This window comes from Deltaproteobacteria bacterium (genome assembly GCA_016875225.1).
In the GTDB taxonomy this organism is placed as follows: domain Bacteria; phylum Myxococcota_A; class UBA9160; order SZUA-336; family SZUA-336; genus VGRW01.
Window position 1 is genome coordinate 70641 of the sequence record VGRW01000001.1, and the last position, 17562, is coordinate 88202.

The 17562-nt window shown below is 70.0% G+C and carries 21 protein-coding genes; 8 read left to right on the forward strand and 13 right to left on the reverse strand.

Translation table 11 applies throughout. The features are described from left to right. Positions 1-16 precede the first annotated feature (16 nt). The 7 genes from dksA to FJ108_00375 all read right to left on the reverse strand — a co-directional run bounded on the left by dksA (position 17) and on the right by FJ108_00375 (position 4890). Positions 17-370, reverse strand: a complete 354-nt coding sequence (dksA, locus tag FJ108_00345; GenBank protein MBM4334346.1) for an RNA polymerase-binding protein DksA — start codon at positions 368-370, stop codon at positions 17-19. Continuing rightward, on the reverse strand, positions 367-1122 hold the full coding sequence (gene ybgF / locus FJ108_00350; GenBank protein ID MBM4334347.1) for a tol-pal system protein YbgF: 756 nt from the start codon (positions 1120-1122) through the stop codon (positions 367-369). Before ybgF ends, dksA begins: the two co-directional genes overlap by 4 nt. Positions 1123-1165: 43 nt before the next feature. Beyond that, positions 1166-1618 carry a peptidoglycan-associated lipoprotein Pal gene (gene pal / locus FJ108_00355; GenBank protein ID MBM4334348.1) on the reverse strand — a complete coding sequence of 151 codons (453 nt, stop codon included), beginning with the start codon at positions 1616-1618 and terminating at the stop codon, positions 1166-1168. Positions 1619-1773: 155 nt separating this feature from the next. Beyond that, positions 1774-3072, reverse strand: coding sequence for a Tol-Pal system beta propeller repeat protein TolB (locus FJ108_00360; protein ID MBM4334349.1), 1299 nt, complete (start codon positions 3070-3072; stop codon positions 1774-1776). Further along, positions 3069-3824 carry a TonB C-terminal domain-containing protein gene (locus tag FJ108_00365; GenBank protein ID MBM4334350.1) on the reverse strand — a complete coding sequence of 252 codons (756 nt, stop codon included), beginning with the start codon at positions 3822-3824 and terminating at the stop codon, positions 3069-3071. The genes FJ108_00360 and FJ108_00365 overlap by 4 nt, the downstream gene beginning before the upstream one ends. After that, entirely contained in the window at positions 3821-4231 is a 411-nt protein-coding gene (gene tolR / locus FJ108_00370) for a protein TolR (GenBank protein MBM4334351.1), read from the reverse strand. Before tolR ends, FJ108_00365 begins: the two co-directional genes overlap by 4 nt. Further along, a complete protein-coding gene (locus tag FJ108_00375) occupies positions 4228-4890 on the reverse strand; it encodes a Tol-Pal system subunit TolQ (protein ID MBM4334352.1) in 663 nt (220 codons plus the stop codon). Before FJ108_00375 ends, tolR begins: the two co-directional genes overlap by 4 nt. Before the next feature lie 152 nt (positions 4891-5042). Here FJ108_00375 and FJ108_00380 point away from each other — a divergent pair, with 152 nt between their 5' ends. From FJ108_00380 to FJ108_00390, 3 genes are all read left to right on the forward strand, one after another. Further along, a complete protein-coding gene (locus FJ108_00380; GenBank protein ID MBM4334353.1) occupies positions 5043-6536 on the forward strand; it encodes a leucyl aminopeptidase in 1494 nt (497 codons plus the stop codon). An 89-nt stretch (positions 6537-6625) separates the two neighbouring features. Beyond that, complete coding sequence (locus FJ108_00385) at positions 6626-7006, forward strand: cytochrome c (GenBank protein MBM4334354.1); 381 nt, start codon at positions 6626-6628, stop codon at positions 7004-7006. A gap of 75 nt (positions 7007-7081) precedes the next feature. Continuing rightward, positions 7082-8017, forward strand: coding sequence for a sigma-70 family RNA polymerase sigma factor (locus tag FJ108_00390; protein MBM4334355.1), 936 nt, complete (start codon positions 7082-7084; stop codon positions 8015-8017). 32 nt (positions 8018-8049) lie between these two features. Here FJ108_00390 and FJ108_00395 read toward each other — a convergent pair whose 3' ends face one another. From FJ108_00395 to FJ108_00410, 4 genes are read right to left on the reverse strand one after another with little or no spacing between them, the layout of a single operon-like run. After that, positions 8050-8721: a hypothetical protein gene (locus FJ108_00395; GenBank protein MBM4334356.1), complete on the reverse strand. Its 672-nt coding sequence runs from the start codon at positions 8719-8721 to the stop codon at positions 8050-8052. 22 nt (positions 8722-8743) lie between these two features. Then, complete coding sequence (locus tag FJ108_00400) at positions 8744-10066, reverse strand: tetratricopeptide repeat protein (protein MBM4334357.1); 1323 nt, start codon at positions 10064-10066, stop codon at positions 8744-8746. Next, complete coding sequence (locus tag FJ108_00405; GenBank protein MBM4334358.1) at positions 10041-10673, reverse strand: molybdenum cofactor biosynthesis protein MoaB; 633 nt, start codon at positions 10671-10673, stop codon at positions 10041-10043. Before FJ108_00405 ends, FJ108_00400 begins: the two co-directional genes overlap by 26 nt. Beyond that, positions 10577-11236 (reverse strand): molybdenum cofactor biosynthesis protein MoaE, encoded by a 660-nt coding sequence (locus FJ108_00410; GenBank protein MBM4334359.1) that lies wholly within the window; start codon positions 11234-11236, stop codon positions 10577-10579. Before FJ108_00410 ends, FJ108_00405 begins: the two co-directional genes overlap by 97 nt. Between FJ108_00410 and FJ108_00415 the strand changes: the two genes are divergently transcribed. Continuing rightward, the gene (locus FJ108_00415; GenBank protein ID MBM4334360.1) at positions 11235-11516 is read left to right on the forward strand and encodes a NifU family protein; all 282 of its coding nucleotides are present in this window, start codon (positions 11235-11237) and stop codon (positions 11514-11516) included. The two genes, FJ108_00410 and FJ108_00415, sit on opposite strands and share 2 nt — an antisense overlap. An 8-nt stretch (positions 11517-11524) precedes the next feature. Here the strand turns inward: FJ108_00415 and FJ108_00420 are convergent, their stop codons facing one another. Then, on the reverse strand, positions 11525-11962 hold the full coding sequence (locus tag FJ108_00420) for a polymer-forming cytoskeletal protein (protein ID MBM4334361.1): 438 nt from the start codon (positions 11960-11962) through the stop codon (positions 11525-11527). Between FJ108_00420 and FJ108_00425 the strand changes: the two genes are divergently transcribed. The 4 genes from FJ108_00425 to FJ108_00440 are packed head-to-tail and all read left to right on the forward strand — an operon-like array spanning position 11956 to position 16147. Further along, positions 11956-13032, forward strand: a complete 1077-nt coding sequence (locus tag FJ108_00425) for a DNA polymerase III subunit (GenBank protein MBM4334362.1) — start codon at positions 11956-11958, stop codon at positions 13030-13032. The two genes, FJ108_00420 and FJ108_00425, sit on opposite strands and share 7 nt — an antisense overlap. Positions 13033-13050: 18 nt before the next feature. Continuing rightward, entirely contained in the window at positions 13051-14577 is a 1527-nt protein-coding gene (metG, locus tag FJ108_00430) for a methionine--tRNA ligase (GenBank protein ID MBM4334363.1), read from the forward strand. Next, positions 14391-15377, forward strand: a complete 987-nt coding sequence (locus tag FJ108_00435; protein MBM4334364.1) for a TatD family deoxyribonuclease — start codon at positions 14391-14393, stop codon at positions 15375-15377. The genes metG and FJ108_00435 overlap by 187 nt, the downstream gene beginning before the upstream one ends. Continuing rightward, positions 15374-16147: an inositol monophosphatase gene (locus tag FJ108_00440; protein ID MBM4334365.1), complete on the forward strand. Its 774-nt coding sequence runs from the start codon at positions 15374-15376 to the stop codon at positions 16145-16147. The genes FJ108_00435 and FJ108_00440 overlap by 4 nt, the downstream gene beginning before the upstream one ends. Here FJ108_00440 and FJ108_00445 read toward each other — a convergent pair. Then, positions 16137-17561, reverse strand: coding sequence for a DUF4340 domain-containing protein (locus FJ108_00445; GenBank protein ID MBM4334366.1), 1425 nt, complete (start codon positions 17559-17561; stop codon positions 16137-16139). The genes FJ108_00440 and FJ108_00445 overlap by 11 nt on opposite strands. Position 17562 lies beyond the last annotated feature (1 nt).

A 17562-nucleotide genomic window follows, 5' to 3' on the forward strand; every position in this document is an offset into this window, starting at 1 on the left:
CGCGCCTCCCGGAAGCTCAGTGTTCGAGCTTCTCCTGCTGGCTCTTGCAGTCGATGCACAGGCTCGCGACCGGCCGCGCCTCGAGGCGCTTCAGGCCGATGTCCTCGCCGCACTGCACGCAGGTGCCGAAGGTCCCCGCCTCGATCTTCGCCAGCGACGCCTCGATCTTCTGCAGGAGCGCCCGCTCGCGCTCACGCAGTCGGCCCACGAAGGCAAGGCCGCTCTCGGCCGACGCCGAATCGATCTCGTCCGAGAAGTCGTCCGGATCGAGATGGATGTCGCCGGTCAGCGCTCGGCGCGCGTTCACGACCAGCTTGTCTCGCTGCTCGATCAGCATCTTCTGGAACTTCTTCTGGTCGGCCTTCTTCACGTCGGACACTTCTCCAGCTGCCTGCGCGCCTCGGGAACACGGTCCGAGTTCGGGAACTCGTCGGCGATCCTGCGGAAGATCTGACACGCGGCGGGCGTATAGGTCTTCTGCTGCTTGGTGCGAGCGCCGATCTCGAGCAGCGACACGCCCTGACGGTAGAGCGCGTCCGGAACCTTGTTCCCGTCCGGGAAGCGCTTCACGACCTTGTCGAACGCCACTGCCGCCTGCTCGTAGTCGTTCATCTTGAAGTACGACTCACCCATCCAGAAGAGCGCGTTGTCCGCATAATCGGAGGACGGGTGAGTTTGTAGGAACACCTGGAAGCGGTCAATGGCGCCGGGGTAATCGGCGGCGCGGTAGCGGCGGAAGGCTTCTTCGTAGTCGCGCACCTCCTCGGCGGGCGCGCTGCCTGCGCCCGGTGCAGGTTCGTCGACTCCGGTCTGGGGAGCCGGGACCGCGGCGACTTCGCCGCCCGGCTCGGGCATCGCGCCCGTGGCCGGCGCCGCGGACACGGGGCTCTGCTCGAGCTGCCTGCGCAGCGTCTCGATTTCGCCGCGCAGCCTCGCGACCTCTGCCTGCAGCTCGTCGATCTCCGCGCCCTGCTCGGCAAGCCGGTCTCCAGCGGCGGCCGGCCTCTGGGCCCAGGAGTCCGCGGCCGCCGGCGCGCTGCCCCCGCTTCGCTTCAGCTTCTCGACATCGCGCCGGAGTGATTGGAACTCCGGAACGGTGACGCAAGCGCAGAGCAGGGACAACGCGCCGAGGGACAGCGCGAAGCGGAGCGCAGCTCGACCCAAATCAGCGAACTTTGAAGTCGTCGCGGCGATTCTTCGCCCAGGCCAGCTCGTTGTGACCCTCGACCGCCGGGCGCTCCTTGCCGTAGCTCACCGTGGTCATGCGCGAGGAGTCGACGCCGAGGTCCGCGAGGTACGTGTACGCCGCGTCGGCCCGGCGCTTGCCGAGAGCCAGGTTGTACTCGGCGCTGCCCCGCTCGTCGCAGTTGCCCTCGATCGTGATGTTCACGCCCGGGTTGCTCTTCAGGTAGCTGGCGTTGGCCTGCAGCCCCTCGCGAGCGTCGGCGCGCAGGTCCGACCGGTCGAAATCGAAGTAGATGGTGCGGAATGCACTGTTGTCGCCCATCCCGGAAGCCGGCCGACTCGTCGGAGCCTCGGACCCGAACCCGGTCTTGTCGGTCGGTGCCGGCGGCGGAGTCTTCGCACATGCCGCGAACGCAACCACCACCAACGCCAATCCGAATACTCGCTTGACCACCGTGAACCCTCCTGTTCTGTGACCCAACGCACAATCCAGCGCGCGATCACATCCTTGAAAACCGGCGCATTCTGTACCCGGGAATCCGCGGATTTGCAAACAGATTCTGCCCTCGAGGGCCCTCTTGGCCACGTTCACTGAAGCCAGTTGGACCAGCACGGGCTGGAGGAGTTGCCGAATCCGTCGGTCAGGACCGTGACGTTCTGCCCGTCGATGTCGATGCGGTAGATCTCCTTGCGGCCCCGCCGGTTCGAGGTGAAGGCGAGCTTGCGCCCGTCCGCGGACCAGGCGGGATCCTCGTCGCTCCGGGGGTGCGTGACCAACGGCGTCGTGAAGGTGCCCTCGGGATTGATCAGGTAGATGTCGAAGTTGTTCCCCGCCTGCGCTGCGTAGGCGATCCACTCGCCCGTGGGCGACCAGGCGGGGCTGGAGTTGTAGACCCCGCTGAAGGTCAGACGGTGCTCCTCCCCGCTCTCGAGATCCTTGATCCAGACCTGCGGTGCGCCGCTGCGATCGGAGACGAATGCCATCCTGCGTCCGTCCGGCGAGAACGTCGGCGAGGTCTCGATCGCGCGCGACTCGGTGAGACGGACCGGAGCCGAGCCGTTGCTCGAGACCGAGTAGATGTCGGTGTTCCCTTGGCGAGCGACGACGGCCGCGATCCGGCCGTTGGTCGGGTGCCAGACGCCGCGGTACTTCTCGTCCTTGGTGTTGATCAGTCGCACGCCCGGCTTGCTGCCGCGATAGAGGAGGAACAGCTCCGAGAGGCCTGCCTTGAACGAGGTGTAGACGAGTGTCTTGCCGTCGGGGGACCAGGCGGGAAACAGATTGATCGAGCCGTTGTTCGTGACCCGGCGCTTGCCCGAGCCGTCGGCCTCCATCACCCAGATTTCTTTGTTCCTGCGCCCGTTGTCCGAGACGAACGCGACCTGCGTCGAGGAGACTCCGCGCCGCCCCGTGAAGCGCTCGACGATGTCGTCGGCGACGACGCGCGCGAGCAGTCCGAGCTCCGCGCGGTCGCGCTCACGAAACGACACGTCGCCGAGCAGCCGACACCGAGCCGTGTCCCAGACCCTGAATCGCGACTGCACCTTTCCCTGCGCCACGCGCAGCTCACCCTGGACCAGCCCCTCCGCGCCGATCGCGCGCCAGTTCTCGCAGGGCACGGCCGGTGACTCGAAATCCCGAGTCACCTTCGGCTCGACGAAGGCCTCGGGATTCACGTGCACGGCGACGCTCGAGAAGTCCAGCCCCGAGACGAGCGCCTGATAGAACTCCTCCGAGAGGGCGCCGCTCCCCGGGTCCGCGGCGAAGCGCTGCACGGCGACCGGGATCGCGCGCTGCGAGCCCGTCACGTCGACGCGAATCCGCTGTGCCGAGGCTGGCGCCGCAAGCGTGAGGAGAATTCCGAGCAGGAGCAGGCGTGGCGTCAAAGCGTGTCCTTCGGATTCATGCCGAGCTCCAGCGCGAGCGCACCGCGGGGCGGCGCGGGAAGCGGATCGGACTTGCGGATCGCGCGCTCGGCCGACTCGTCGCAGTAGCGGTCGCCGGACGACTTCGCGAGCTCGAGATCTCGCAGCGCGCCGCTCTCGTCGACCTCGAGCGTGAAGACCGGCACGGCCTTGCAGAGCTGCGCACCGGACCAGTTCGAATGCACCACCGTCCGCACGCGCGCGACCCAGGGCGAGAGCGTGGGATCGAAGACCCCGGGGCCACCCGCGATCGGCGCGGCCGGACCCGGCGCGGCCTCGGCCGCCGGCTGCGACGGAGGATTGCGCGCCTCGACCTTCTTCGTCAGCTCGGCGAGCAGCTCCTCCGCGGACTTGGGCGCGGGCTCGGGCTTCGCGGCCGGCTTGGGCTTCGCGGCGAGCGGCACGGGCTCCTTCGGAATCACGATCTCGTCGACCTTCGGCTTGGGCTTCGGTGGTTCCGGCTTGGCCTCGGGCTTGGGCTTGGGCGGCGGCGGCTTCGCCGCGGGCTTTCGGGCCGGGGCCGCAGCGGCCGGCTTCGGCACGTCGACGACGTTCACCATCACCGGCGAGGGCGAGATCAGGACGGCGGACCGATGCGGCCGGAGCGTCATGATCAGAAAGAGAGCCACGTGCGCGGCGAGCGAGAGCGCGAGCAGGCGGCGGAACGCCCGGCTCTCGAGCAGGCTCTCGACTGGAACGTAGGACGCCGTCACGCCTCGGGCTCGGTCACCATGCCGATGCTCGTCGCGCCGGCGCCGCGAAGGATTGCGAGCGCCTTCGCCACCGTCCCGTAGGCGACCTTCGCGTCTGCTCGCAGATACACGAGTCGGTCCTCACGCGTGTCGAAGATGGCTTGCAGCTTGGCGCCGAGCTGATCGATCGGAACCTCGGCGTTTTGGACGAAGACCTGTCCCTCGCGCTTCACCGTGACGACGAGCGGCTGGTTGTCGGAGCGCAGGCCCTGGGACTGCGTCTTGGGCAGCTCGACGTCGATCCCCTGCTGCATCAGCGGCGCGGTCACCATGAAGATGATGAGCAGCACCAGCATCACGTCGACGAACGGGGTGACGTTGATCTCGGAGAGCTGCCGCTTCGGGCCCCGGCCGTCGGCGACGTTCATGCCGCCTTCACTGGAGTGCGGCGAAGCTGGTCGCAGAACTCCAGACAGAACGTCTCGAGCCGAGCGGCGAGCCGGTTCAAGCGCGCGCTCGAATAGTTGTAGCCGACCGCCGCCGGGATCGCGGCGAACAGTCCGACCGCGGTCGCGACCAGCGCCTCCGCGATACCGGGCGCGACGACCGCGAGGCTCGCAGAGCCCGAGGCTCCGATCGACTCGAACGAGTTCATGATGCCGACGACGGTTCCGAACAGCCCGACGAACGGACCGGAGCTCGCGACCGTCGCGAGGAACGAGAGCCCCCGCTCCAGGCGATGCATCTCCTCACCGCGAACCCAGCCCAGTCGGCTCACGACGGCCTCGACCTGGTCGCGGGTCAGCTGCCCGTGCGCGCCCTGCATCTTCTCGAGCCGCGCGAGCTCCGTGTATCCGGAACGGAACACGGTTGCGAGCGGGCTGGCGCCGTGACGGCGGGAGACCTCGTACGCGGTGTCGACGGGGCTTTCGAGGTAGGCCTCGACGAACTGCTCGGTGTCCCGTTCGGCTGCGCGCAGCTCGCGGAACTTCATGACCAGGATCGCCCACGACGAGATCGACGCGAGGATCAGAAGCAGGAGCACGGCGGAGACCACGGGACTCGAGCCGAGTATGTAATCGAGCATGCAGTCGGAACCCCGGGGAGAGGAATCGCGCGACTCTGGGACGGAGCGCGCGGGGCCGCCGGAAGCTACTCGTCACCCCTCTGCGCGTCAACGGAATCGCCGGAATCGCGCTAAGCTTCGAGCGGCTCACGGTCAGTCACTCGGGGGGACGAATGCAGATCGAGGTCCAACGCAAGGATGCCGCTGCCGCGGGCGGAGACGCCGTGGTGATCCCGCTCACCCGCGCCGATGCTCCGCCGCGCGCGCTGGGCGCGCTCGACGACGCGATTGGCGGCTGGCTGGCGCGGGTCTGGAGCGCCGGCGACTTCTCCGGAAAGACCGGCGAGGTGATTTCGTTTCCCGTGGCCGGGCTCGCCGCCAGGCGCGTGATCCTGATCGGGCTCGGCGACGAGAAGAACGCGAGCGCCGAGACGCTTCGGGCTGCAGCCGGCCGCGCAGCCAAGGCGCTCGCGCGCGCGAAGGCGAAGCAGGCTTCGCTCGTCGTTCCGGCACTTCGACGCGTGAAACCCGAAGAGGCCGCTCAGGCGCTCGCGGAAGGCGCGCTGCTGGGCGCCTATCGCTTCGACAAGTACAAGAGCGACGACGATCGACCCGCCGCCCTCGAGAAGCTCGCGCTGCTCGCGTCCGACGCGCGCCAGCTCGCCGCGCTTCGCCGCGGCGCGAAGCTCGGACAGGTGCTCGCCGAGTCGGCGAACTTCGCGCGCGACCTCTCCAACGAGCCGGGCACGACCTGCACGCCCGAGCACCTGGCAGCGGAGGCGCGCAAGCTCGGGCGCGCGCACGGCCTGAAAGTGACGGTGTACGCGGAGAAGGAGCTCGAGCGCGAGAAGATGGCCGGAATCCTCACCGTCGGACGCGGCAGCGCGCATCCGCCGCGGCTGATCGTGATCGAGCACGGGGCTTCCGCGAAGCCCGCGCGCAAGCGTCCGCGGCTCGCGCTGGTCGGGAAAGGCATCACGTTCGACTCCGGCGGAGTCTCGATCAAGCCGGCCGCGAGCATGGACGAGATGAAGCACGACATGTCCGGGGGCGCGGCCGTGATGGGCGCGCTGCGCGCCGCCGCCCTGCTCGACCTGCCCTGTCACGTGATCGGAATCGTCGCCGCGGCGCAGAACATGCCCGACGGCAACGCGTACGTGCCCGGCGACATCATCCGCAGCTCGCAGGGCAAGACGATCGAGGTGTTGAACACGGACGCCGAGGGGCGGATCGTGCTCTCCGACGCCCTGCACCACGCCACGAGCTTCAAGCCGGACGCGATCGTCGACCTCGCCACGCTCACGGGGGCGTGTCTGGTCGCTCTGGGGGAGGTGGCCTGCGCCGTGCTCGGGAACGACGAGAAGCTAATCGGAAAGGTCCGCGCGGCCGCGGACGCGACGCACGAGCGGGCCTGGCCTCTCCCTCTCTGGGAGGAGCACAAGACGGCGATCAAGGGGACCGTCGGAGACATCGTGAACACGGGGGGCCGCAACGGCGGCGTCTCGACCGCCGCGGCGTTCCTGTCCCATTTCGTCGGCGAGACGCCCTGGGCGCACCTCGACATCGCGGGCACGGCCTGGGCGACCAAGGAGTCCCCCTACCATGTGAAGGGCGCTACGGGCTTCGGAGTCCGATTGCTGATCGAGCTTCTGCGCCGCTGGAAATAGCGCGACGCTCCGCTGCGTCGGACTGTTGCGTTGACGCAGACGCGGTCGGCTTCTAAGCTCGGCCGCGCTTTTTCACCTTGGAGGATCTCATGCGTGTACTTCTCGGTCTTGGCGCCTCGCTGATCATTCTCTCCGCCGCCTCCGCCGGTGTCGCCGCCGACGATGCAGCCGCGAAGGTCGCCGCCGCAGACGCGGCAAGCGGCGCCAAGGTCTACAAGATGTACTGCGAGACGTGCCACGGCCCGACCGGCGCGGGCGACGGCGCGGTCGGCAAGACGCTCACCCCGCCCCCGCGCAACTTCCAGGCCGGCGACTTCAAGTACGGCGGCAAGGATCAGGACCTCTTCGACGTGATCAGCAACGGTGCCGCGTCGAAGGGCGGCTCGCCGCTGATGGCTCCCTGGGGCGCCGTGGTTCCCGAGGCCGACCGCTGGGCGCTCGTGAAGTTCATCCACACGCTCAAGAAGTAGCCCTTCCGCTCGGACCGCCGCATCGACTCCTGCGCGTGACGGACAGTTCCGCGCGAACCGGGTACGTTTGCCGCCGTGGCCGACGATGAGAACGATACCGACGCGACGGCGACCGCCCTTCCGGTCCCCGTCGCGACGTCCGGGCTCGAACGGGTCCCCCGGGACGCGCTCTCCCGCTACTTCTACGAGGTCGGGCGCTACGCGCTGCTGAGCCGCGAGGAGGAGCTGGCGCTTGCCGAGCGGGTCTTCGCGTCTGGCGATCCAGAGGCCGCGCAGCGGCTGGTGCTCTCGAACCTGCGCCTCGTGGTGAAGATCGCGCTCGAGTACCGGCGGGTCTGGACCAACCCGCTCGATCTGATCCAGGAGGGCAACGTCGGGCTGCTCCAGGGCGTGAAACGCTTCGATCCGCACCGGGGGGTGAAGCTCTCGTCCTACGCGTCGTACTGGATCCGCGCTTACATCCTCAAGTACCTGATCGACAACATCCGCATGGTGCGCGTGGGGTCGAGCCGGGCCGAGCGCAAGCTCTTCTTCCAACTCTCGCGGGTCAAGCGCGAGCTCGAGCGCGAGGGTCTCGATCCCGAGCCCCGGCTTCTCGCCGAGCGGCTCGGCGTGCGCGAGCCCGAGGTCGTGGATCTGCAGCACCGGCTCGCGCACGGAGACCTGTCCACCGACGCGCCAGTGCGACGCGACGAGCCCGGCGGCGCGAGCTTCGGCGAATCGCTGGCTTCGAGCGACGGCCGATTGGACGACGCCGTCGCCGAGCAGGACATGCGCCGAACGCTGCGCGAGCACATCGACCGCTTCGCCGTGGATCTGGGCGATCGCGAGCAGAAGATCCTGCGCGAGCGCGTGCTCGCAGAGGAGCCGAAGACCCTGCAGGAGATCGGCGACGAGCTCGGCCTCACGCGCGAGCGGATCCGCCAGCTAGAGAAGAACCTCGTCGACGGCCTGCGCGACTACATGAAGGCCAATCTCGTCGACTTCGAGTACTGGTCCCCGGAGGGCTGAGGCGAACTCCCGGCCGACCCCGGACGCTCGGGTCAGGGATTGCCGCCGAACCAGCCCGCGTGGAACCAGCGGATCGTCACAGTCAGCGCGATCCCGACCGCGACGGCGATCGGCGAGAGCTCGCGGAGCCCTGCGAGAGTCTCGCGCCCGGTGAAGGGCAGGAACGGCGTCCGCTCGTAGAAGTCGCGGTAGCCCGGCGGGCCCACCACGAGCTTGCGCTGATCCTGGTGCGCGGCGCCGATCAGCGCGAAGACGGCAAAGCCGCCGAAGAACGCCAGGTCCGCGCTCGACCCGTTCGGCAGCAGGTGGAAGAGCGCGTAGACGACGAACGCCATCACCATCGGGTGGCGCGTGATCCGATAGACACCGTGCGGTGTCGTCTCGCCCGGGACCACGCCGCCGGGGCTCGGACGCATCAGGCTCGACACGAGCAGCACGAAGGCGAGCCCCATGCCGAGGTAGACGGTCCAGCTGAGCAACGGCCCGCGCGGCAGCGTCCAGAGCTGCGCGCCCGCGTGGACGTTCTGGAAGTAGAGGCGGATCAGCGGCACGAAGATCGCGAGCGCGACGACGGAGTAGAGGCCCAGGAATCCGACCTGTCCGAGCGCGGCCACCAGCCGCGGTCGCAAGCTCAGGCTCGACAGCCCGACGTGCGTGGCCGTGAAGGCGAGCCAGAGCAGCGCGATAGCCAGGGTCGGATCCATGAGACGCACCTCCGGGCCGGCATCATAGGCGGGGATCGCCAGCCGAGGCGAGCGGATCGTCCGAGAAGCGCGAGCGCACCTCGGACTGAAGCGCCTGCTCGAGCTCGCGCGTGTCCCAGCCGGTCGCGGATCTCAGCGCACTCTGCCAGGCGGCACCCCCAGCGCAGGCCTCGAGAAAGGCGGCGATCGCCTCGGGCCGCCGGGCTTCGATCAGCTCGACCGCCGCGCGAGACTCGAGGTACGCGAGCAGCGCCCGCGCGCCCGCAAGGCCCGAGAAGCCCTGCACCAGCGATTCGAGCGGAATCCACTCGCCGCCGCGAAGCGCGTCGACCAGCCGCCGCCATTCCTCGCGCGAGAGCTGCTTGCGCCCGCGCGCGGCCTCCTCGGCGCGGTCGGCGATTCCCTCGTTCAGGAAGAACGGCTGATGCGAGCCGGTCGCCTCCTTGAAGAGCGCGTGGACGTACTCGTGCACGACCAGCGCGTAGAGCTCGTTGCGCGGGCGCTTGGCGGAGACCACGTGGATCGCGCCGTCGTAGAAGCCGACCGTCGCGAAGCCGAAGCGGTGCTGATACGCGTCGAGGTAGTGCGCGCGCGTGTAGAGGCGCACCTCGAGCGGCCGCGAGAGCGTACGACCGAGCTTCGCTCGCATCGCCTCGCGCGCCTGCTCGAGCACGTCGACGACCTGCTCTCCGTAGGCGCGGCCCGCGAACTGGTGATCGAACCTGACCAGGAAGTGCCTCGACTCGAAGGAGTGCGTCTCCCAGGTCTGGCCGTCGCGCGACGTCGCCAGAGCGAGCTCCTGGTCGATCTCCGACCGCTCGCGCGTGGCCGCCTCGCGCCAGCGATCGGGCACCCGGCTCGCCGTGGAGAGCACGGCATCGAGCGCCTCGCGCGCGGGCTCGAGCCGGCCGCGGTGACGTTCCACCTGCGCGAGCAGAAGCGCGGCCTCGGGCCGCGTCGGCTGCTCGCGAAGCAGCCGGCGCAGTGCGCGCAGGCCCGTCTGCAGGTCCCCGCGCTCGATGTCGCCACGCGCGGCGAGCACCGCCGAGAGATAGCGATCGTCCTCGTCGCTCGAGCGCGTTCCGAGCGGCAGCGGCTCACCGGTGCGGCGGCCGTTCCAGCGGATCGCGAGGTCCTCCGGGGAGACGCGCTCCGCCCCGGGGGCGGGCTGCTCGCGATTGCTGAGCCAGGTCTGGCCCTCGCGATCGACCCAGATCGCAACCTCGTTCGGCAGCAGAACGGCCGCGACGACGAGCAGGATCAGCGCGATTGGCAGGTGCCGGCGTGCGAACGCAGCCACCGCTGGGTTTTCGGCTCCGCTAGCGAGCCCCTGAAGGCGGCGCATCCGCGCGGCGCAGCTGGCCGACGACGTGCGCGAGCTCGGGCAGGATCAGCTTCTGCATGCCGAGCCGGACGGCGCCGGAGGAGCCCGGCATGACGTAGACGACCTTCCCCGCGACGGTGCCCGCGGTCGCACGCGACAGCACCGCCGCGGCGCCGATCTCCTCGAACGAGAGGGCCCGGAACAGCTCTCCGAAGCCGGCCAGCCGCTTCTCGAACAGCGGCTCGAGCGCGTCCGGGGTGACGTCGCGAGGCGAGACACCCGTCCCGCCGGTCGCGATCACCGCATCGACTTCGGAGCGCGCAAGCGCGCGCAGCACCGCGAGCCGGATCGCGTCCGCCTCGTCCGGCACGATCTCGTGCGCGACCGTCGCGTGGGCGGCCGCGAGAAGCAGCTCGGAGATCAGCTTGCCGGACTTGTCGTCGGCGACGGTGCGGCTGTCGCTCACCGTGAGCACCGCGCAGCGGATCGACTTCGGCGCGTAGGCGCGGTGCTGCGACGGCGCGTCCGAGGTCACGGATTCTCCTCGACCCAGTACGCGCCGCTGGTCGCGAACTCCTTCTTCCAGATCGGCACCGTCTGCTTCAGCCGGTCGATCGCGAAGCGGCATGCCTCGAAGGCTTCCGGGCGGTGCGGTGCGGCGGCGGCGATCATCACCGCGGCCTCGCCGATCGCGAGCCGCCCGACCCGGTGCGCGATGGCGAGGCGCGCCTGCGGCCAGCGCGCGGCCGCCTCGTCGCGGATGTTGCGCAGCTCGCGCTCGGCCATCGGTGCATAGGCCTCGTATTCGAGGTGATCGATCTCGGCGCCGCGCGCCTCGTTTCGCACGATGCCGGTGAATGTGACCACGCCGCCCATCTCGGGGCCGGTCACCTCGGCGAGAAGCGCGTCCATCGAGAGCGGACGCGTGTCGATCCAGGAGCGGTCCGATCCGCCCGAGACCGGCGGCAGCAGCGCGACCTCGTCGCCATCGCCGAGCTGGGTTTCGAGCGCTGCGCGCTCCTCGTTCAGGCTCACGAGCAGGCGGCCGCGGTAGCGCACGAGCAACTCGTGCTCGCGCTCGAGTCGCGCGATCAGCTCGGCCAGCGTCGCATCGGCGGGAAGCTCAAGCTCGAGCTGCTTCTGGCCGACGGCTTCACGCAGGGCTGCGAACAGGAGCACGCGGACGCGCATGGCGCCAAGCCTACGAGATGGCCCCGGGGAGATCAACGCGCTGGCGTCGCGAATCGCGAAGCCGGAGCACGTGCGTCGAGCGCTCGACGTCCTCCGCCCGGGGCTGGTCGCCGACGGAGGGAACGCCGAGCTGATCGGCGTGACCGAGGACGGCACCGTTCGGCTCGAGTTCCAAGGCGCCTGCGCCCGCTGCCCCGCGCGAGAGATGACGCGCAGGCTGGTGCTCGAGCCCGCGCTTCGCGCGCGCGTGCCCGGCGTGACCTCGGTGCTGGTCTCGTAGCGGGCGGACTAGCCCTTTGCCTGATCCTTCGCCGCCGGCGTCGACGTGTTCGGCCGGGCAGGCTTCGCGTTCATCTCGACCCGCCCCGTGAAGACCGCGCCGTCCTCGACCACCAGCCGCTCGGTGTGAATGTTGCCCTCGACGCGCGCCGTCTTGTGCAGGACGACCTGACCGCTGGCCGTGATCTCGCCGTGAACCTCGCCCGAGATCACGATCATCTTCGAGCGGATGCTCGCCGTGATCGAGCCGGTCTCGCCGACGATCAGCGTGTTCTCGCTCGAGATCTCGCCCTCGAATCGGCCGTCGATGCGGACCGTGTCCTTGAAGCTGAGCTTGCCGGAGAACTCGGAGCCCTGGTCGATGAACGCCGTGAGAGCGCCAACGCCGCCACCCGCGGGAGCCATGGCGCCCCCTTCCTTGCCCTTGCCGAAGTCCTTGAATGCCATCTGGCGCCTACTCCTGCTCCGTCCGGAGCTCCCGTTACCGCAGATCGGATCGAACCCCGCATCGCTTGAGATCTCACGCGGATCGAGCGCTATCCTGCGGATCGCTTATGACCGCCACCGACGTGAATCGCATCCGGACCGAGCTCGCGCGCGCGAGACTCGCAGGTCAGGTGCACGGTGCCTACCTGTTCGAAGGTCCGCCGGGCACCGGGAAGCGAGACACCGCCGTCTGGTTCGCGAGGCTCCTCCTGTGCAAGCAGGTCGGCGACGGCGCGCTCGAGCCGTGTGGCGCCTGTCACGATTGCCATCTGCTCGAGCTTCGAGGCGAGACGAACGACGCGCGCCCGAGCCACCCGGATCTGCACTGGGTGCTGGCGGACGGCGCGCGGATCAAGGTCGATGCGGTGCGAGATCTTCGGGCGGCGCTGTCGCTGGTGGCGAACGAGCGCGGGCGCAGGGTCGCTCTGATCCCCGAGGCCGATCGGCTGCGCGCCGAGTCCGCCAATGCCCTGCTGAAGACGCTCGAGGAGCCGCCGCCGGGAGCGGTCCTGATCCTGGTCACGCCGCGCGCGCAGGCGCTGCCGCGAACGCTGCGCTCTCGGACGCTCCGCGTCCGCTTTCCGCCCTTCCCGGAGCCGGCCGTGCGCGCGGCGCTCGAGGCGGACGGAGTTCCCGCGCGGGACGCCGCGCTCGCCAGCGCCCTCGGCGGCGCGAGCCCGCTCGCGGCGCGCGCCTGGGCCGACGCGTCGCTCGAGGCCGCGCGCGAGATGCACGAGTTCCTGGCCGGAATCGCCGGAGTCGGCGCGACCGAGATCCTCGACTTCGCCGAGGGCTTCCGGCGCCCCGGTGAAGCCGGCCGCGAACACGCGCAGCTCTTCCTGGAGGTCGAGGCGGCGTTCGCGCGCGATCGCGCCGCGAGCGCGGCCGCGTCGGGAGACGCGAGCGGCCTCGAGCGCTGGATGCGCGTCTTCGAGGCCGCGTCGCGCGCGCGAAGCGAGCTCGTGCGCCGGAACCTGAATCCCCAGCTGGTGGTCGAGGGGCTGCTGCTCGACCTGCGCGCGAGCGCCTAGTCGCTAAGCTTGGCCCCGATGCCGACGCCCTTCTACGTCACCACGCCGATCTACTATCCGAACGCGGCGCCGCACTTGGGAACCGCCTACACCACGACGTACGCCGACACGCTGATCCGCTACCACCGGCTGCTTGGAGACGACGCGTACTTCATCACCGGGACCGACGAGCACGGTGAGAAGCTGGCCGAGGCCGCGGCCGCCGAGGGCATCGCTCCGCAGGCTTTCGTCGATCGCATGGCGGCGCGCTTTCGCGAGCAGTGGAGCGCGCTCGGTCTCGAGCCGCGGCGTTTCGTTCGCACCACCGATCCCGAGCACGTGCGCGCGGTGCGCCACTTCTGGCAGACCCTGCACGAGCGCGGCGAGATCGAGCTCCGCGAGTACGAGGGCATGTACTGCGTCGGCTGCGAGGAGTTCAAGACCGAGCGCGACCTTTCCGGCGGCCGCTGCCCCAGCCACCCGAGCCGCAACATCGAGAGCCGGCGCGAGACGAACTACTTCTTCCGCTCCTCGCGCTACCACACCTGGCTGGTCGCCGAGCTCGAGCGCAACCCGTCGCTGATCGAGCCGGAACGCTATCGCAACGAGGTGTTGGCGATGCTGCGCGATCCGGGCCTGGGAGATCTGTGCATCTCGCGCCCGCGCGAGCGACTCGACTGGGGCATTCCCCTGCCCTTCGACGAGGGATTCGTCGCCTACGTCTGGGCCGACGCGCTGATCACGTATCTCACCGCGATCGGCTACCCCGACGACCCGGCCTGGACCGAGCGCTGGGCGGGCGCGCAACACCTGATCGCGAAGGAGATCCTGAAGTTCCACGGCGTGCTCTGGCCGATCATGCTGCACGCCGCAGGCATTCCGCTCTACCGAGCCCTGCGCGTGCACGGCTACTGGACGCTCGGCGGCCAGAAAATCTCGAAGAGCGCGACGAACCTGGTCGACGCGCTGGGGCTGAAGGACGTGTACGGCTTCGAGACCCTGCGCTACTTCATGCTGCGCGAGATGTCGTTCGGCCTCGACGCGGAGTTCACCGAGGAGGCTCTGGTCGCGCGGATCAATGCGGACCTCGCCAACGACCTGGGCAACCTGGTCTCGCGCTCGCTCGGCATGCTGGGGAAGTATTTCGACGGCCGGGTTCCCGACGGCCGAGGCGAGAGCGAGCTGCGCGCGAAGGCCGCGCAGGTCGCCTCCGACGTCGATCGACACCTGCGCGCGTTCTCCACCCAACGCGCGCTCGCGTCCCTCTGGGAGCTGGTGGGCGCCGCGAACAAGTACGTCGACAGCTCCGCGCCCTGGGTGCTCGCCAAGGATCCCGCTCGCAAGCCCGAGCTCGCAATCGTGATGTACGAGCTCTTCGAGTGCATCCGCGTGATCGGCGTGCTGCTCGCGCCGTTCCTGCCGCAGACGAGCGCGAAGATCCTGGGCGCGCTCGGTGCGGAAGCCGCCTCCGCTCCGCTCGCGGAGCAGCTGCGCTGGGGCCGGCTCGCGCCCGGCACGCAGACGCGGAAGACCGAGGCGCTCTTCCCGCGCATCGAGGCCGCGTGAGGATCTTCGACAGCCACGCGCACGTGGGCGCGCCGGAGCTGCTCGCCGAGGCGCCGGATCTGATCGCGCGCGCGATGGCCGCGGACGTGCGCGGAATCCTCGCGGTCGGCGCGGGCTACGGAATCGCCGCGAATGCCGGCGCGGTCATGCTCGCCGACGAGAACGCGGGCATCTGGGCCAGCGTCGGCGTGCACCCGCACGACGCCGCGCAGTGGAGCCCGATCGCCGAGACCGCGCTCCACGGCTGGCTCGCCCACTCGAAGGTGGTCGCGGTCGGCGAGTGCGGACTCGACTACTGGTACGAGCACTCGCCCCGCGACGCGCAGGTCGAGGCGCTTCGCGCGCAGATCCGACTCGCGTGCGCGGTCGACCGCCCGCTCGTGATCCACGTCCGCAATGGCCGCGGGTCGCGCGACGCGCTCGACGAGATCCTCGCGATCTTCGACGAGGAGGGCGCGGAGCGAGTCGGCGGCGTGATCCACTGCTTCACCGGCGACGAGCCGTTCGCTCGCGAGTGTCTCGCGCGGGATTTCGACATCTCGTTCTCCGGAATCCTCACCTTCAAGAACTCGAACGAGCTGCGCGACGTCGCGAAGTCCCTTCCCCTCTCGCGCCTGCTCGTCGAGACCGACGCCCCGCTGCTCGCGCCGGTTCCGCACCGCGGCAAGCGCAACGAGCCGGCCTGGGTCGGTCACGTGGTGGACTGCCTGGCCGAGCTTCACGGCAGGAGCCGGGCCGAGATCGCGGCCGCCACCGACGAGCGCGCACGCACGCGCTTCCGCATCGAGGACGCCGCGTGAGCGAGCTGCTCACGCTTGCGACCTCGATCGCGCGCGAGGCCGGCAGGATCGCGCGCGATCGCTTCCACGAGCCCCGCACGATCGCCACGAAGTCGAGCGAGATCGACCTGGTCACCGACGTCGACCACGCGCTCGATGCGCTGCTCCGCGGGCGCATCCTCGCGTCGCGGTCGAACGACGGCCTGCTCACCGAGGAGAACACTGCGCACGCCGGCTCGAGCGGCGTGCGCTGGATCGTCGACCCGCTCGACGGAACCACGAACTACGCGCACGCCTTTCCGCACTTCTCGATCTCGATCGGAATCGAAGTCGATGGCCGGCGCGAGATCGCGGTGGTGCACGACCCGATGCGCGACGAGACCTTCACCGCGCAGCGCGGCCGTGGCGCGAGCCTGAACGCCGCGCCGATCCGGGTCTCGAAGATCGCGGAGCTGCGGCGCGCGCTGCTCGCGACCGGCTTCGCGTACGACGTGCACACCCGGCGCACGCCGAACCTCGACTACTTCGGGCGCTTCATGACGCGCGCGCAGGCGATCCGCCGCGCGGGCTCCGCGGCGCTCGACCTCGCCTACGTCGCGTGCGGGCGCTTCGAGGGCTACTGGGAGCTGAACCTCTCGCCCTGGGACGTCGCCGCCGGACTGCTCCTGGTCGAAGAGGCAGGCGGGCGCACCAGCGACATCGACGGCGCGTCTGCGCCCGCATCGGGCGCGCGCGTCGTCGCGAGCAACGGCGCCGTGCACGAGGCGATGCTCGAGGTGCTCAGGGGCTAGCGGGCGCGCCAGGCTCGACGGGCTGTGCCTGGCTCGGCGCAGCTTCGGGCGCCGACTGCAGCAGCAGATTCGCGAACGCCTCGGGCGAGAGCGGAACCTCGCGCCCGAGATCGTTGCTCACCCGCCAGACCAGCGGACCCTGAGACGAGAGCGCGGACAGACCGAGCTCCGGGTGCGGATCGCCGAGCGAGAGCTCGCCGAGCAGCCCGCCGCTCGCGTCCCGAGCCCGGATCACCGCGAGCGCCGGATCGAGACCGATCGCCTTGCGCTCGGCGCTCGCGTTCTCGAGCGCGGTCGCGTCGAGCGCGGCCAGCGCGTAGAGCAGATCTTCGACCTCGAGCGGCTTTGGCTCGGGCCCCTTCGGCTCGAGCCTCCAGACCTCGCCCTCGCGAACCAGCCGCTTCGTCTGCGCCTCGCGCGGAAACTCGATCTCGAGCGCGTGCACCTGCTCCACGTCGAGCGTCAGCACGCGCTTCTGGCGGTAGGCGAAGAATGCTCGCGGGATGGCCGAGCTCACGCGCTCGTTCACCGCGAGGATCACCGGATCGCCGGCGCGCTCGAGCCAGTGGCCGCCGTCACGGCTCGCGAGCCGGAGCCGCTCCTCCGCGTCACCCGCGCGCGCGACCAGCTCGACCTCGGGGCGCTCGAGTCCGTACTCGGCGCGCGCGCGCGGCGCGTCCTCGAAGCCGCTCGCGCGCGCGAGCGCGAGATCGTCGAGCAGGCGCTCGATCTTCTCGGCGTCGGCCGGCGCGCTCTCGGGCTCGAGCAGCTCCCAGCCGGCCTCGGTTCGCTTCGCGCGCACGATCCGCGTCTGGCCGGAGAGCACTTCGAGCTCCTGCACCTGGCTCGTCGCGACGCGCAGGAGCCGCTTGTCGCGCAGCTCGACGAGCGAGGGTGTGAGCCCGCCGAGAGATCCCGTCGACACCACGAAGAGACGCTTGCCGTCGTCTGCGAGCTCGACGTAGCGCCCGCCACCGACCGGCGTGTTCGCGCCCAGGAACAGCTCCCTCGGCTCGGCTTCGCCAGCCCGAGCCGCCACGCGCTTCCGGCTCGCGCCCAGACCGAACGGCTCGAGATCCGCGGGGCGTTCGTCGATCGTCGCGGTCGACGAGAGCTTCTCGAGCGCGCGCAGCGCGCGCTCCACCGCGTCGGCGTCGGCCGGATAGGAGATCGGCGCCGAGAGGCGCCAGCCCGGGCTCGCGGAGTCCGCGGCGCCGCGCACGAGCTGCGCCTTCGATCCGTCCGAAGTCTCGAGCTCGAGCGACGTCACGGTCGCGGGATCGACGTGGAAGATCAGCTTCGCGGCCGCTTCGGCCTCGGCCTTGCGCTCGGCGCCGCGGATCTCGAAGAACCAAACGTAGCCGCCGAGCGCGAGCAGGGCGACGAGCAGGGCGAGCGTCCCACGCAGGCTCACG

Excerpts from the sequence above, each read along its gene's own strand:
- tolR (MBM4334351.1), bottom strand. The coding sequence starts at position 4,231 with ATGAACGTCGCCGACGGCCGGGGCCCGAAGCGGCAGCTCTCCGAGATC.
- FJ108_00375 (MBM4334352.1), bottom strand. The coding sequence starts at position 4,890 with ATGCTCGATTACATACTCGGCTCGAGTCCCGTGGTCTCCGCCGTGCTC.
- FJ108_00380 (MBM4334353.1), top strand. The coding sequence starts at position 5,043 with ATGCAGATCGAGGTCCAACGCAAGGATGCCGCTGCCGCGGGCGGAGAC.
- FJ108_00385 (MBM4334354.1), top strand. The coding sequence starts at position 6,626 with ATGCGTGTACTTCTCGGTCTTGGCGCCTCGCTGATCATTCTCTCCGCC.
- FJ108_00395 (MBM4334356.1), bottom strand. The coding sequence starts at position 8,721 with ATGGATCCGACCCTGGCTATCGCGCTGCTCTGGCTCGCCTTCACGGCC.
- FJ108_00400 (MBM4334357.1), bottom strand. The coding sequence starts at position 10,066 with ATGCGCCGCCTTCAGGGGCTCGCTAGCGGAGCCGAAAACCCAGCGGTG.
- FJ108_00405 (MBM4334358.1), bottom strand. The coding sequence starts at position 10,673 with ATGCCGCTTCGCGATCGACCGGCTGAAGCAGACGGTGCCGATCTGGAA.
- FJ108_00415 (MBM4334360.1), top strand. The coding sequence starts at position 11,235 with ATGGCGCCAAGCCTACGAGATGGCCCCGGGGAGATCAACGCGCTGGCG.
- FJ108_00410 (MBM4334359.1), bottom strand. The coding sequence starts at position 11,236 with ATGCGCGTCCGCGTGCTCCTGTTCGCAGCCCTGCGTGAAGCCGTCGGC.
- FJ108_00425 (MBM4334362.1), top strand. The coding sequence starts at position 11,956 with ATGCCATCTGGCGCCTACTCCTGCTCCGTCCGGAGCTCCCGTTACCGC.
- FJ108_00420 (MBM4334361.1), bottom strand. The coding sequence starts at position 11,962 with ATGGCATTCAAGGACTTCGGCAAGGGCAAGGAAGGGGGCGCCATGGCT.
- metG (MBM4334363.1), top strand. The coding sequence starts at position 13,051 with ATGCCGACGCCCTTCTACGTCACCACGCCGATCTACTATCCGAACGCG.